This is a genomic window from Mycolicibacterium stellerae, from assembly GCF_003719305.1.
Lineage (GTDB): Bacteria > Actinomycetota > Actinomycetes > Mycobacteriales > Mycobacteriaceae > Mycobacterium > Mycobacterium stellerae.
Genome location: NZ_RARC01000056.1, coordinates 1 through 15,834, shown reverse-complemented (window position 1 = coordinate 15,834; position 15,834 = coordinate 1). Strand labels below are relative to the sequence as shown.

Sequence of the window (15,834 nt, the reverse complement as noted above, 5' to 3'; positions counted from 1 at the left end):
GATCACAGCCCCAATCACCCACTCCCGGAAGGAATGCTGTGTCATCTGATGTATCAGATGACACAGCATTCCTTCCGGGAGTGGGTGATTGGGGCTGTGATCACGGCTGTGATCGGGAAACTTGCGCTGTCGAGCAGTCGGGGCACAGGCCCCAGTAGATGACCTCGGCCTCGTCGAGGACGAACCCTTCCAACAGACTGTTGTCGTCGGGGGTCAGGCACGGCGCATCGCCGACGGCACAGTCCACGTCGGCGATCACACCGCAGGACCGGCACACGACGTGGTGGTGATTGTCACCGACCCGCGACTCGTAGCGGGCCACCGAGCCGGAGGGCTGGATACGACGCACCAGACCGGCCGCGGTGAGCGTATTCAGCGAGTCGTAGACGGCCTGATGGGATACGTCGGGAAGATTTCCGCGCACGGCGCGGATGATCGAATCGGTGTCGGCGTGCGGATGTTCGTGCACCGCGGTCAACACCGCTACACGGGGACGTGTGACACGTAGATCGGCTCCGCGCAGCAGCTGCTGGAACTCCTCTGCCGTAGGCACGTTCGAAAGTCTTGTCCCTTTTCTGGAATAAGTCAAGAAATCTACAAGGCGCTTATTTGCAGCCAATCGTCGACCATGAAGCCGTCTCCGCGCGTCACCGCGGCGGCGCCGTAGTCCTCGTCGAATGCGCACGGATCGGCCGGCCGGTGCAGTTGTATCGGCGTATGGGTGAGGTCGCCGACGAAGACCGCGGACTTTCCTGCGTCGAGCCACACCGGGGCGATGCTGTCCGCCCACACGATCCGGCTGAGATCGTGGCGCGCCTGCTCATCGTCGGAGCGGGCAGGTGGCCGAGCGTCCGCGTGCTCGGGATCGAAGTAGCGGTTGTCGGCCTCAGGGATGACGTAACGCGCATTCGGGAATGTCGGCACCCAGGAATCGCCGTCCCGCTTGGTGTTCCACCCGACATGGTCGGTGTGCAGGTGTGTGTTGACGACGACGTCGACGGCTTCCGGTTCGACACCCGCGTGGCGCAGCGCACCGAGGAAGTCGGTGTTGAGGTGATGCAGCGGAGGCATCGCGGCGCGGTCTCGATCGTTTCCGGCCCCGGTGTCCACCAACACGGTCAGCTCGTCGACCTCGACGACCCAGGTCTGCAGCGCGATCCGCCAATGGTCGTCTTCCCAGAACGTCGCGTAGTCCGCGGGTACTCACGCCATGCATCTGGCGGTGTCTGCGGGAACAAGGTCATCGACAACCGGTCGATCTGCCACTCGACGACGCGAGTGACCGTTGCGGTACCCACCCGTACTCGGTTGACCACACCAGAACCTTAAAGCCATTGAGGGCTAAGGCCTACGCGCCGACGCGAATCCTGTTGGGCTTCCACAGCCCGCTGCGAGTCGCGGTGCCGAGTTCGATCGCGGCGGGCTGCGCGTCGACGATGGTGTCGAACTTGCGCAGCGATCCCCAGTCGCGGCCCCAGTCCCGCGACAGGTAGGTGGCCATCACATGGGCCCGTAGCAGCAGATCGGAGATGCCGAGCAGCCCGCCGTTGCGGCCGTCCTGCCAGGTGTCGGTGTCCTGCTTCTTCGCCGTGTAGTCCGGCGTGATCCGGAACTTCGGCACCTCGGTCACGCCGTTGGCGTGCAGCATCGGCTGCTGGCACGGGAACGCAAGCCCGACCGCCCAGTCCATCAGCACCGGCTGGCTCGAGCCGACATACTCCTGCAGCGAGCGAAGCTCCGGCACCCGCGGCGGGGTCACCGCGATCCAGTCGCCCGGTGTCAGCGACCGATCCTCGGCCACCACCCGCACGGCGGTGGCGTCGGCCGGAATCTCCGACCGGGGGAACCGCAGATTCCGCCAGGACGGAGCGACTGCGATGTCGTCGGGCACCAACCTCCCGGCCGGACTCGGTGCACCGTCGGGGCCGGGCCGCGCATACTCCAACTCGACTGTCTGGCCGTCGGTGTGCCCGTTGAGAACGCTGTTGCCCGCGATCGTGCCCGCGGCCGTGATCACCACAAGCGGGTGGGCGTCGTCCGGTGCCGGTAGCTGATACCAGGCCGAGGCCAGCTTGCTCTGCTGCTGTGCGCCGTCGGTGTAGGTGCCCGCAACGGGAACCCGCGCCGGGTCGAGGCCGTAGGGCAGCGGCACCGTCGATCCGTTGACGCCTGCGGTCTTGAGCTTCGCGGGCGCATCCCAGTCGTAGTCGGTGCCCGGCATCGGCAGCGTCACCCGAATCGCTTCGGCGACAATGCGATCGGGCACGCCGTTGGGGGTGAACCCGACCGGCTTGTCGCCGCCGAGCGGACCCAGCGGCCCGTAGTTCCCCGGCAGCGGCGCCATGAAGCCGTCGTTGCTGTCGGGTTCGACGAGCACGTCGTCGGCCAGCCCGCAGCCGCCGCTGAACGTCCGCAGGTTGGCCCATGCGTTCGAGTACGTCGGGTACTGCCGCACGACGCCGACGAGCATCGAGGCGACGAACACCACCACCATGAAGCCCGCCGCGATGGGGATCGGCGCAGCGGTCAGCGCACGTGCCAGGCGGCCCTCACCGCGGTCGCGCGGCGCGAAGTGCAGCCAGACCGTGTAGACCAGGGCAACGGCGAACATCGCGAAGAAGATTGTGCTGATGGTGATTCCGCCGATCTTCGGCATCGCGTTGTTGAACGGAACACCGAAACTCGAGACGTACCACCAGCCGTTGGTCGATGAGAAGCACAGCGCAAGCAGGAAAAGCACCGCGGACACGACCGCCATCCTGTTGCGGGACCAGCGAAGCACTTTCGGTCCAACCAGCACGGTGGCCAACGCTGCCATCGCCGCACCGACGGCGGCGAACAGCCCGAAGTGATGCACCCACTTGGTCGGGGTGAACATCAGGAAGAACATGGTGCCGAAGATGATGCCCATCAGGCGCCATGCGGGACCGCGGGCGACACCGGGAACACGCTTGCGGCGCAACAGGATGAACATGGACGCGAACAGGCTCAGCGCGGTGACCAGGAAGCCGAACCGTCGCGACAGCGAGCCGTCCACAGTCGGCAGGAACAGGTAGTAGTAGCGCAGGTTCTCGGTGTACCAGGCCTGGCTCGGGCCGATATCGGTGCGAATCCTGGTCGCCTCCAACACCGTTGCCAGTGTCTGGTCGGCGAACGTCACCGTCAGCACGATGGTGCCCGCCGCAAGCAGCGGTGCGACAAGCGGCCACGTGCCGACGATGCGATGCCTGCGCACCAGGATCCGCAGCAGCGGCCTGCCGCCGGCGAGCAGTGCCGCCACCGCGATCAACCCCGTCGGCTGGATACCGAGCGTGAATGCGGCGGCGATCACCGCCAGCGCCGCCGGTGTCATCCGGCCGGAGATGATGGCCCGCTCGATCAGCACGTAGGTGATCAGAGCGCCGACGGCGATCTGGCCCTCGGGCCGCAGGCCGTTGTTGAACGGCATCCATGCGGTGAGCAGCACAAGGCCCGCCGCCCACAGCGCCGGCTTGGACGACGCGACCGCGGGCCCCAATCGCGGCAACACCTCGCGCGACAGCAGCAGCCAGCACACAAGGGCGGAAATCAGGTCCGGCAGGCGCATCCAGATGCTTGCGTCGCTGACGTGGGTCATCAGCGCCAGCAGGTTGTAGTACCAGCCGAACGGGTCCTCGGGGCTGCCGAACCACCTGAAGTAGTTGGACATGTAACCGGCGTGGTCGGCGACGCGGGCCATGCCGAGGATGTAACCGTCGTCCGAGGAGTTGGCGCCCGCCACATGCCACAGCACGAACGTGCCGACCACGACGACGTCGGCGGCGGTGAACGTGCGCCAGCGCTGGGGGACCAGGCTGTGCATTCGCCTGCCGTCCAACCGGTCGAGGCGCCACAGCGCGATCAGCGCGACGATGGTGGCCGCGATGGCGCCAAGCATGGCCGCCAGCTTCAAAGGCGTTGGCTTGGTGGAGAACCGGGTGTCGATGGTCACCGACGCCGACAGTCCAGGCGGAGCAGGCCCGACCAGATCGCTGAACACGCCGACGATCTGCGGGCGCAGGTTCGGGTCGGCGAACCCGGTGCGCAGTTCCTCACCCGTTGTCGGGTCGGTGAGCCCGACGAACGTGGCGAAAGTTCCTGCGTCGGTCGAGGTGATCTCGATGCGGGAACATCCTGGGGTGTCCGCTGCGCCGACCACCCGTGCCCTCTGCACGCTCGCGACGACGACGTTGCGGTCGGTGATGTCCACTCGCTGCGGGGTGACGTTGACGAACAACGCGGCCAGCGCCGCCTCCTTGCCGCCCTTCGGCGCCGTGCTGAGCACCGTGCCGCCGGTGGGCGGCATCGAGCGGATGACGTCGCACGGCACCGTCACCGTCATCGACACCGGAACCTGTGTGATCAGCGGCGCCGTCACGTCATTGAGCTGACCGTTCTGCGGCCAGTTCAACGTCGCGGTGGTCTGAACCACCGGCAGCAGCGGCGTGGCGACCGACAACACGAAGCCGATCAGGCCCGCGATCGTCGCAACCCAGCGCGTGACCCGAATGTCTTCGCTCATGGCAGCGCCCTGATCGGTCCGCTGCGCGTCCAGCCCCGCACCGTCACCGAACCCTGGTCGATGACGGCGTCAGGTGCCTCGGACTCGGGGACCAGGCGGTAATAGCGTTCGATGGCTCCCCAATCGCGGTACCAGTCGTCGCGCAGATAGGAGGGCACGCTGTCGGAACGCAGCAGCGCCTTGGTGATCAGCAGCGGACCGCCGTCTTCGGACGACTGCCACTGGTTCGACGACACCACGGTCTGCTTGAGGTTCGGAAGGATGCGGTACTCCGGAAGTTGAGCCACGCCAAGGTGTTCGGAGAACGGGCGCTGGCACGGGAAGTTCGCGGCCGTCGCGATGTCCATCAGCACCGGGGTGTCCGATCCCAACATCTGTTGTGCAGTCTCCAGCACCGGCACCCGCGGCGGCGTGAACGCGAACCATTGGTCGGTGGACAGGTTGGGGTCGTCGGCGACGAGGCGCACGACGTTGGCCTCCGGCGGTGCCCACGCCATCGGGAAACGCAGGTTGCGCCAAGCCTTCTGCATGAAGATGTCGATCGGCTGCACCTGTCCGAGCGCCTGATACGACCCGTCGGGTCGGTGCACACCCCACTGCAGCTTCAGCGACTGGCCGTAGTTGAAGGACCCGTCTTCCTCGTAGTACCAGATCGCGCCCGCGGCAGCGACCGTCACCAGCGGACGGTCCGGCGTGCGCGGCGGCAACTCGTACCAGGAGGAGGTGGCCTTGGCGGCGACGGTGTTCTCGTCGTAGCTGCCCATCACCGGCGTGCTCTTGGGGTCAAGACCGAACGGTAGGAAGACCCGTGACCCGTTGACCCCCTCTGGGCCGTACCCGCCGCTGGTGCCCGCGGCGTAGCCGACTCCCACGTTCGGCTTGTTGGGCGAGCCGTCGGAGTTCACCGTGCCGGGATTGGAGGTGACGGGCTCGGCGGGTTCCAACGTATCGCTGACGCCGTTGGGGTTGAATCCGACGGGGTTCTCGCCACCCAGCGGACCGTAGGTTCCGAAGCGTTGACCCGGAACCGGTTGCAACATACCGGCATTGGTGTCGGGCTCCACGAGCACGTCGTCGGCCATCGCACAGCTGGTGCTGCTCAGCCCGGACGCAAGCGCCTGCGCGTTGGCCTTTGCGGTGGTGTAGACCGGATAGCGTTGCGCGGCGCCCTTGGCCATCGACCCGACCTCGAGCAGGACCATGATGACCGCCACCACGAGCAGCGGGGTGGACGCGAGCGCGCGGTTGCGGCCCGTGTTGGCGACCTCGGTGTGACCGGCGTAGTCCATCCGGAAGTGCAGCCAGCCTGCCAGCAGGCCCGTCAGCATCGCGAGCACCAGGAAGATGAAGGTGACCGGGATGCCCGCGATCACCGGCTGCTTGTCGAACCACGGCACGCCGTAGTTGCCGACGTAGAACCACGCGTTGATACCCGATGTGGCCCAAGCCAATATGAACAGCAGCGCGGTCACGTACACCGCGAGGTTGCGTCGGGTGTGCAGGCCGACCCGGGCGAAGACGAACGCGGTGACCGCTCCAAGCGCACCCGCCAAACCGGCGAACGCACCGAACTGCACGGCCCACTTCGTGGGCGTGAAGTTCAGCAGCAGCAACCCGATCGCGCATGCGCCGATCAGCCGCCACACCGGACCCGATGCGACGCCGGGCAGGTTTCCGCGGCGCAGCAGCACGGCGATCATCCCGAACAGGCACAGCAGCATCACCAGCACGGCGAACCGGCGGGTCAGTGACGAGTCGGCACTGTCCTCGACGGTGAGGAAGTAGTAGCGCAGGAACTCCTGGTACCACGCGATGGTCGGGCCGACGACGTACTTGATGCGGGCCGACTCGGCGACGGTGGCCAGCGTCTGGTCGCGGAACACCACCACGAAGATCAGCGACAGCGACGCCGCCAGCGGGGCGATCTGGGCCAGCACGCCGTCGGCGGGTCTGCGGGTCGCGATGTTGCGGGCAATGGCCCTGGCGCCGACCAGGATCGGTGCCAGCGCGATGAGGCCCTGAGGGGCGGTCGTGACGCTGAACACCGCGATGACGATCGCCACGGCTGCGGGCCACAGCCTGCGGGTGCCGATGGCGTTCTCCACGAGCACCCACGCGGTGATGGTGCCGAAGGCGATCAGCGGTTCGGGGCGAAGGCCGTTGTTGAACGGCAGCCACGCGGCCAGGTACACCGCGCCTGCGGTGAGGACGGCGACCCGGTTGACCGCGATGCGCCTGCCGAGCCGGGGCAGCACGCAGCGGCTGATGATCAACCACGTCGCGATGGCGGCCGCGGTGGCGGGCAGCCGCATCCACACGCCGGCCGTGCTGATCGACGCCAGGTGTGCGAGCACGCTCTGGTACCAGTCGAACGGCGCCTCGCTGGCGCCGAAGAACCGGTAATAGTTGGGCGTGTAACCGGCGTCGGCGGTCACCCGCGCGATCGTGAGGTTGTAGCCGTCGTCGGATGACGTGGAGCCGATGACGTGCCACAGCAGCAGGGTGCCGATGACCGCGGCGTCGGTGATCCACGTGACGGGTCCGGCCCGGAAGAATCGGCGCCAAGCCCGTGGCACCCGTCTGCCACTTCTCCTATCCAGGACCACGAGCGCCACGATCGAAGCCAGCACCGAGGCGACGCCGAGCGCCATCACGGCCAGCTTCAGCGCCGTCGGTGTCGTGATGAACCGGGTGTCGATGTCGATGCGCGCCGACAGACCCTGGCCGGCCACTTTGAGGTCGGTGAAGATCCCGGCGACCTGAGGCTTCTTCTCAGGTGCCAGGGTGCCGGTCGCGCCGGGGATACCGACGAAGTCGGCGCCCACCTGTCCGGCGTTGGCCCAGATGTGCAGCGCGCTGCAGTTGCCCGCGGCCACCGCGGGGCGGGGTGCGGCGGCGGCCACGGTGTCGCGGAACGCGACGAACACCGTGTCGGCGGTGGCGCGGACGAAGAGGCCGCCCTTGGTGGCGTCGTTGGCTTCCCGAGGCACCGTGGAAAGCACGACACCGCCCTCTGCAGGCAACGTGGCGATGGCCTGACAGGGAATCGAGATGTCGAGCGCCTGCGGAGCCCCCGACACCAGCGGGGCGGTGATGTCGGAGACCAGCCCGTTGCTGCCGGGCGCCTGGGGCCACGAGATGGTGGCGGTGGTCTGCTTGACGGGCAGCAGCGGGACCAGCGCGCACAGCAGGACACCGGCAATTCCTGCGACGACGGCGACGAGCCGGGCGATGGCGGACGCGCCGGTCCGCTCAGATTCGTCGCGTGGCACGAGGGTCGATGTTAGGCGACGGACCTAATGACGCAGCGGCGCCGGGCTCCACAGCCCGCTTCGCGTGGCCGAACCGAGATCCAGGCGAGCCGGCTGGGCATCCCGGTAGTAGGGCGTGAACTGCTGAAGCTCGCCCCAGTCGCGGAACCAGTCGTCCTTCAGATAGGAGGGCAGCGTGGTCGCCCGCAGCAGCAGCTCGCTGATGCCGAGGGGTCCGCCGCCGACGTTGTCCATCACCGGCGAGTTCGCCTCGGCGCCGAACCGGTCCGGCAGGATCCGCCACTTCGGCACCTCGACGACACCGTTCTGGTGGTCATAGGGGCGCTGGCAGGGGAAGGCCATGCCGACCAGCCAGTCCAGCAGCACCGGGTCCTGTGAGCCGACGACGTCCTGCAGCGTCTTGAGCTGTGGGATCCGCGGCGGGGTGACGGCCATCCAGTGCTGCGGCGACAGGTCGTCATCGTTGGCGACCAGCCGCACCTGGGTCGCGTCGGCGGGGATCGCGGTCAGCGGTGCCCGCAGATTGCGCCACGCCGGCGGCGAGCCGACGTCGGCGAATCCGAGCGAGCCCTTCGGCTCACCGTCGTCGCCCGCCCACTGCACGACCACGTCGCTTGGGTCGAAGCGGCCCGCCGCCGACACCACGAGGATGGACGAGGACCGGTCGCGTTCGCTCCAGTCGGCGGGAAGCCGGTACCACGCCGAGCGCAGCAGCGCAGGCTGTTGCGTGCCGCTGCGCCAGCTGCCCATCACCGGCGTGCGGGCCGGGTCGAGGTTGAACGGCAGTCGTGCGCGGGATCCGTTGATTCCGATCCCCGCCGTTGTGCCGCCTTCCGTGCCTGCCTGGCCGCTGGACTCGTCCTCGTCGCCTTGCGCGCTGTCGGCGAAGTTACTCGAGGTGCCGGGTCCGCCGCCCGTCACCTCGTCGGCTGACAGGTTGGTGGGGATGTTGTTGGGGCCGAACCCTTCGCTGGTACCCGCGCCGAGGGCGTCGCGCGGCGTCGCACCCGCGGGCGTCAGCATGCCGTCGTTGGGATTCTGTTCGACCATCACGTAGTCGGCAAGGCCGCATCGCTTTCCGGCGAGCGCGCCGAGATTGGAGCGGCCGTTGGACCAGGCCGGCCACAGGTCGATCATGCCGAGGGTCAGCGACAACACCTCGAACGTGACCAGCAGCCACGTCGCAATCGCCAACGGGGACTGCAGGATCCGCGCCAACCGCCGCTCACTGCCGTCGGGCGGCGAGCGGTCATGGCCGTAGAAGTGGAACCACGCCGCCACCAGAAGCGCGGCGACGGCGAGGCCGAGCAGGAAAGTCGTGAAGCCGAAGTGCCACTCCGGGAACTGGTTCGACCACGGCACGCCGAAGTTGGAGACATACCACCAGCCGTTGACGCTGGCGAACGACAGCGCCATGACGAACAACACGGCTGCGGCGAACATCGACCGGTTACGCCGAGACTTCATGGCCGCCGCGGTGACGGCGACCGCGGCCAGCGCGCCGAGCGACCCGGCGAGGCCGGCGAACACCCCGAAGTGGTGGGTCCACTTGGTCGGCGTGAACATCATCGCCAGGAACGAGATGATGGTGATGCCGATGATGCGCCGACTCGGACCGGCGGCCGTTCCGGGAATCCTGCCCTTACGCAATGTCATTGCCACCGACACCGCCAGCGCGAGCAATACCGTCAGCACACCGAATCGGCGGGCGACCGACCCGTCCGGGGTGGCCATGAAAAGCCGCTCGTAGCGGATGTGTTCGTCGAACCAACTCAGGCTGGGGCCGACGGCCGACTTGAACGTGCTGGCCTGGATCTCCGCGGCGAACGTCTGGTCGCGGAAGATCAAGAAGATCGTGACCGTGCACGCCGCCAGCACGGGTGCCAGCAGTGCGAGGTAACCGAACCGTGAAGTATGGCTGGCCACAATGGTTTTCAGGGGGCCGACCGCGACCAGCAACGCGCCGACGGCGGCTATGCCTGTCGGGCCGGAGAACAGTGTCAGCGCTCCGATGATGATGGCGATCGCCACCGGGAGCACCCTGCTGGTTGCCACGCCGCGTTCGACAGAGCACCAGGTGAGCAGGATGCCCAACGCGATGATCGGCTCTGGCCGTAGCCCGTTGTTCAACGGCAGCCAGAACGCGAGGAACATGCCCGCCGCTGTCCACTTCGCCGCGGGGTTCGTCTTGACGGCGTGGCCGAGTCGCGGGATCACCTCGCGGCTGATCACCCACCAGCAGGTGAGTGCCATCAGCAGCGTCGGCAGCCGGACCCAGACGCTGTTGGTGCTGACGTGCGCCCACAACGCGAGCAGGTCGTAGTACCAGCCGAACGGCGCCTCCGGCGTGCCGAACCAGCGGTAGTAGTTGGCCATGTAGCCGGCATGCTCGGAGACCCGGGCCATCGTCAGGATGTAGCCGTCGTCGGACGTGTTGGCGCCGACGAAGTGCCACCACACCAGCACCGCGATGACGACCGCGTCCAATGGCCGGATCGACCACCATCGCGGCGGCAGGAACCGTTTGTGCCGCATCCCGTCGGCCGCGTCGAGCACGTGCAGCGCGCCGAGCGCGATGACCGTCATCGCGACGCCGACGACCATCACGATCAACTTCAGCAGGCTCGGGGAGGTGCTGTAGCGCGAGTCCACGGTGGCCGAGAACTGCAGCCCAGGCGGCGCGGGCCCGGCGAGATCGGTGAATACGCCGACGATCTGGGGCCGGAAGTCGTAGCCGCTGCGTTCGCCGCGAAGCGGGGCGCCTGGATCGTCGGTGTCGGGTCCGTTGACCAGCCCGACGAATTCGCCGGTGACCTTGTCGGCGTGCGCGGTGAACGTCAACTTCTCGCATGCCGGGCTGAGCACCTGGCTCAGCGGTGCGGTGACGACCGGTGTGTTGCGGACGATGACGAGAAGGTCATTGTTGACCCGTTCGATGAGCAGGCCGCGGTCGACGGCCTTCGGCGCCTGCTTGGGCACCGTCGACAGCAGCACGGTCCTGCCCGTGTTCTGCGGCCCTGCCAGCCCTGCGGCCGCCGAACAGGGGATGGTGATGTCCAGGTCGGTGGCCACGTAGCCGATCAGCGGCGCGTTGACGCTCTGCAGCACGTCGTTCTGGGGCCAGTTCAGCTGGGCGGTCGTCTGCTTGACGGGCAGGAAGGGCGTGGCGAGCGCGAGTGCGGCGCCGAGAAGCCCGGCGATGATGGCGACCAACCGCGCGGTGTGGTGATTGGTTTGGCGCGCCCCGTTTCCGACCACGGGGCTTGATGGTAATTGGCCGGGCTGCGGCGGCGTCTCGATGGCCATCAGCCGCCCTCGGGCAGCCGGATGGCCAACACGAACGGCCCGATGTCGGACACGCTGAAGCGGGGGTCGTCGAACAATGCCGCATCGAGCGCCACTTGGTAGCGACGGACGTTGGGCTGGTTGGGGTAAACGTCGGCGGCCAGCCGCAGGGTGTAGGCGTCGGACGAATCGCCGGCGCCGCCGCGGCGCATCAGGAACACCGTCGGCGCCTGCCACGGCAGCTTGTCGAGTTCGGCGATGAACTGGTCGGGGCGCTCAAGGGCTGCCAAGCGCTCGATCGCCGCGGCCCGCTCGTCGAACTGCGCAAGCGGGTTGGCGTAGTGCGACGTCAGGCCCTGGAAGCCGTAATAGGGGTAGTAGGAAAGGAAGCTGTAGTCGGCGGTCAGCACGACGGTCTCGTTGCGTGGTCGGCCCGTCACCTCCTGGATCCTGGCGTCGATCTCGCGGTAGTACTTCTCGGCACCTGGCGGGCGGCGATCGGCCCGCTGGCCGTATCCGTCGGTGTCGGTGTAGGCGACGACGATGTCGGAGCGCAGCACGTCGGGGATGTCCTGGGCGAAGGTGATGGCACCGATCGCGCCGACCGCGCCCGCTGCCACGACGACGCGTCGCCCGGTGTCGGCGCTGTAGCGGCGTGCCACCGCGATGGCGACCTCGATGAAGCCGAACACCCCCGCCGCGGTGAGCAGCACCGTCAGCGTCGGCTGGAGCCGGAAGGACAGCAGCGTGGTGCCCGCCAGCGTGGTCAGCATCGACAACAGCGACCAGGCGTAGACCGCGACGACGCCGAATGCCAGCCCGGCGGCACGTGTCGAACTGCGAGCACGGACGACGAGCCACAGCGTGCCGACCATGCACAGCGCGCCCAGCAGGGTGAACTCGAGCATCGGGAAGGACAGTTGCGCGCCGTCGGGCGGTAGGTAATGCAGCGCGGTACCGGAGTCGGCGGGCGCTCCACCGATGGCCGCCGACAGGTATGGCAGCCAACCGATCAGCATGATCGCGCCCGCGATCACACCGGCGACGGCGAGCCGCAGCAACGGCTCTGCGCTCCGGCGGGCAAGGGCGAGCGCCGCCGCCATGAGGGTGACGGTGAAGGCGGCGTAGCCGAGCAGCAGCGCATAGAACAGCGCGGCGATGCCGAGGAACAGGCCGACGCCGACCACTGCCGCCCACCCGCCTGCCCGCGATCGGCCCCGCAGCCCGGACCACGCCAACACCAGCACGGGCGGCAGCAGCACGGTGAGGACGGCGGCGTACGGCTCGGAGGACGTGTACGCCAGCGTCGCGGCGGCCGTCGCCGTCGTCACGATCAGCGCGTATTCGAATCGAATCATGCTCGCCCACAACACGAAAGCGACCACGACCGCGATGGCGATCGAGGTGATCGCCCACGGCTTGAACATCTCCCATGCCGGTGTGCCGGTCAGCGCGGCCGCCCGGCCGCCGATCCAGAACCAGCCCGCCGGATAAAACGGGGGCAGGCCGAAGTAGGTCATGTCGTGCAGCGCCGCGGTGTCGGTGAGGCGGGTCAGATACTCGGTGCGGAACTGCTGGTCGACGGAGATGCCGAAAAGGTAGAGCTTGGTGGCGCCGAGCGGCATGGCGAGCGTGACGACCGAGAATGCGGACAGGAACACGCACGCGCCCGCATGCGCCGCAAGTCGACGTCCGCGCCGCCACATCCAGCCGGAGGCGAGGAGCCCCGCCAGACAGGCGAACTGGCCGACAGTGGTAAGAGCGTGCAGCTGATTGGAGGAGTTGTATGCGGGCCACTCCACCCGGGCGATCGCGAAAAGTGAGATGGCCGAGACGATTACCGCGACGGCGCCTGCCACCGCCATCTGGCCGAGCACGGCCAGCGCGCCTCGCATCGTAGACCCGTCGGATCTCAGATGGGGAGCTTGCGGAAGATGGGACGCGGAACGTGCCGCAAGACCATCATCACGTACCTGAACGCCCCCGGCGCCCATACCAGTTCCTTGCCCTTGGCCGATGCCGTGACCGCCAGCTCGGCGACGTCTTCCTTGTCGACGGTGAACGGCGCTTCCTTGGCGCCGGTGGCCTTCCAGTGCTCGATGGTCGTGCTGGTGCGCACCTGTCCGGGACGGATCACCAGGACTCGAACGCCGAACTCCCGCAAGGCCTCGCCGAGGCCGAGGTAGAAGCCGTCGAGTCCGGCCTTGGTGGACCCGTATACGAAGTTGGACCGCCGCACCCGCTCGCCCGCAGCCGAGCTCATGGCGATGATCCGGCCGAAGCCCTGGGCCCGCATCTTCTCTCCGAGCAGGACACCGACGGAAATAGCTGCGGTGTAGTTGATCTCGGCGATCTGGACGGCCTTGCGCTGGTTCTGCCACAGCTCCTCGGCGTCGCCGAGAAGGCCGAACGCCACGATGGCGACGTCGACATCACCACCGGCGAACGCTGCGTCGATGACCTTGGGGTGGCTCTCGGTGTCGATACCGTTGAAGTCGATCCACTCGACGGACTTGGCGCCCGCGGCCTTCATCTGCGCGATGGCATCGTCGCGCTTCGGATGGCCGGGAAGGTCGGCCAGCACGACGCGCGCGGCAGCGTTGCGCAGGTAGCGCGCGCAGATCGCGAGACCGATCTCGGATGTCCCGCCCAGCAGCAGGATGTTCTGGGGGTTACCCGTGGCATCAAACACCATGTGTGCACACCATTTACAGAAGCTCCAAACGTCGGGCCATGTCCGAGGCGAATACACCGTCGGGATCGACTTTGCGGCGCACGGCGATCCACTCGTCGATGCGTGGGTACATGGCGTGAAACATCTCGGCGGTGGTGCGGGAGTCCTTGGCGGTGTATAGCCTGCCGCCGAACTCCAACACCCGGCGGTCGAGTTCGTTGAGTAGTTCGTTGATGCCGCTCTTCATCGGAAAATCCATCGCGACGTTCCAGCCTGCTATCGGAAAGCTCAGCGGCGCTTGGTTTCCGGGGCCGAACAGCTTGAAGACATTGAGTGCTGAGTAGTGTCCACTGGCCTGGATGTCGCGGATGATCTGCTTGAACTCCTCGACAGCCGACAGTGGGACCAGGAACTGATACTGCGCGAAACCGGCGGGCCCATAGCCACGGTTCCACTCGCCGAGCAGATCAAGCGGATGATAGAACTGCGTGAGGTTCTGGACCTTGCCGCGGTAATGACCGCCTCGCCGGTAGTACAGCTCGCCGATGGTGCTGAGCGTGAACTTGTTCATCAAGCCGTTCGGGAAGATGTCGGGCACCGTCATCAGCTGTGGCGCATCAAATTTCAGCGGGTTTTTGGCCAGCTTCTCGGGCAGCTCGTCGCGAAGCGCCAGTCGGCCGCGGGTGATCGCGGCGCGGCCCAGTTTCGGTGGCGGGCTGATCGCGTCGAACCAGGCGCTCGAGTACGTGTAGTTGGCTTCACTGCCGTCGCTGTGGAAAGCGATGGTCTCGTCGAGAGTCGACGTGTTGTCACCGTCGTTGATGAAGTACGCGGTCTCGGTCGGTGTCATCTCCAGCACCACCCGCAGGATGATGCCGGTCAGCCCGTTGCCGCCGACAGTCGCCCAGAACAACTCACTCTCCGGGCCGTCGGGGGTGAGTCGAGAGATCTCGCCATCGGCCCTCAGCAGATCCATCGCCCGGACGTGATTGCCGAAGCTGCCCGCGCTGTGGTGGTTCTTGCCGTGAATGTCGCAGGCGATCGCGCCGCCGATGGTGACCTGGCGGGTGCCGGGGAGCACCGGCACCCACAGCCCGAACGGCAGCGCAGCCTTCATCAGCGTGTCCAGGCTGACGCCGGCGTCGAGGTCCACCATGCGGCTTTCGGCGTCGATCGAGTGGATCTTGTTCACCGCCGTCATGTCGACGACCAGGCCGCCGCCGTTTTGGGCGTTGTCCCCGTAGGACCGGCCCAGACCTCTGGCGATGACGCCGCGGGAACCGCCTTCGGCCGCCTTGGCGACGGCCTTGGCGATCAGCTCCTGATCCGGGGTCGACAGCACATGGGCCACGGTCGGGGCGGTGCGGCCCCAGCCGGCCAGGCTTCGTGAGGTGGTCGGAAACATCGTGACGAGGGTACCGTGCGGTTTCTCGTGCTCACTTCAAGCGGAAGATGACCATCCGCTGCACGATGAAGTTGATCACCGTCGCAGTGCCCTGGGCGATGACGAACGCGACCACTACGGCGGTTGGCGTGTAGTCGAGTAGCCGCAGGAAGAGGTGGTTGAGTCCGACCTGGACGACGAAAGTCGTGATGTAGAGGGCCCACACCGCGGCCAGCCGTGCGGTGCTGGGCGGGGCCTGGAACGTCCACCGCCTGTTGAGCAGGTATGCCGTAGTGGTTCCGGCGATCCAGCCGATGGTTTTGGCAAGGTCGGGCTGCATCCCGGCGATTCGGTAGAGCAGCACGTAAAGCCCGAAGTCGACGACGGCCGAGAACCCGCCGGTGACGATGAACCGCCATATCTGAGTCGTGAGGCTCAGGTTCGGCGGCATGGGAGGCTCGGCCACCCGGGCAGCCTACTCAGTAGGGCGGGATGTCGACTTCGTTGAGTCTGCGTTCGGCTTTGATGCGCGCGGCTTCGTCGGCGGTGCGGGTGCGTTGTCGGCGGGGCATCATCAGGCCGCGATGTTCGGCGTTGGGTGGGGGTGGTTGGCCGGTGGTGGGTGGGAGCTCGGCGGTGGTGACGTTCCAGGTGGGGAAGAACAGCCGGCTGCCGGGGT

At 67.3% G+C, this 15,834-nt stretch carries 8 protein-coding genes and 2 pseudogenes; all 10 read right to left on the bottom strand.

Annotation, left to right across the window (positions count from 1 at the left end):
- Positions 1–100: 100 nt before the first annotated feature.
- Entirely contained in the window at positions 101–553 is a 453-nt protein-coding gene (locus D6M19_RS33465; protein WP_123029590.1) for a Fur family transcriptional regulator, read from the bottom strand.
- 41 nt (positions 554–594) lie between these two features.
- Positions 595–1,316: pseudogene (locus D6M19_RS33460) on the bottom strand (MBL fold metallo-hydrolase).
- Between the two features lie 32 nt (positions 1,317–1,348).
- Positions 1,349–4,540, bottom strand: a complete 3,192-nt coding sequence (locus D6M19_RS33455; RefSeq protein ID WP_123029589.1) for an arabinosyltransferase domain-containing protein — start codon at positions 4,538–4,540, stop codon at positions 1,349–1,351.
- Positions 4,537–7,812: an arabinosyltransferase domain-containing protein gene (locus tag D6M19_RS33450; RefSeq protein ID WP_123029588.1), complete on the bottom strand. Its 3,276-nt coding sequence runs from the start codon at positions 7,810–7,812 to the stop codon at positions 4,537–4,539. Before D6M19_RS33450 ends, D6M19_RS33455 begins: the two co-directional genes overlap by 4 nt.
- A gap of 24 nt (positions 7,813–7,836) precedes the next feature.
- Positions 7,837–11,118 (bottom strand): arabinosyltransferase domain-containing protein, encoded by a 3,282-nt coding sequence (locus tag D6M19_RS33445; RefSeq protein WP_123029587.1) that lies wholly within the window; start codon positions 11,116–11,118, stop codon positions 7,837–7,839.
- Complete coding sequence (locus D6M19_RS33440; protein ID WP_206428706.1) at positions 11,118–12,992, bottom strand: galactan 5-O-arabinofuranosyltransferase; 1,875 nt, start codon at positions 12,990–12,992, stop codon at positions 11,118–11,120. The genes D6M19_RS33445 and D6M19_RS33440 overlap by 1 nt, the downstream gene beginning before the upstream one ends.
- Before the next feature lie 17 nt (positions 12,993–13,009).
- Complete coding sequence (locus tag D6M19_RS33435; RefSeq protein ID WP_123029586.1) at positions 13,010–13,792, bottom strand: decaprenylphospho-beta-D-erythro-pentofuranosid-2-ulose 2-reductase; 783 nt, start codon at positions 13,790–13,792, stop codon at positions 13,010–13,012.
- 13 nt (positions 13,793–13,805) lie between these two features.
- Entirely contained in the window at positions 13,806–15,176 is a 1,371-nt protein-coding gene (locus D6M19_RS33430; protein WP_123029585.1) for a decaprenylphosphoryl-beta-D-ribose oxidase, read from the bottom strand.
- Between the two features lie 31 nt (positions 15,177–15,207).
- Positions 15,208–15,606, bottom strand: coding sequence for a GtrA family protein (locus D6M19_RS33425; protein WP_123029591.1), 399 nt, complete (start codon positions 15,604–15,606; stop codon positions 15,208–15,210).
- Between the two features lie 28 nt (positions 15,607–15,634).
- A pseudogene (locus D6M19_RS33420) lies at positions 15,635–15,834 on the bottom strand (hypothetical protein); the annotation flags it as partial.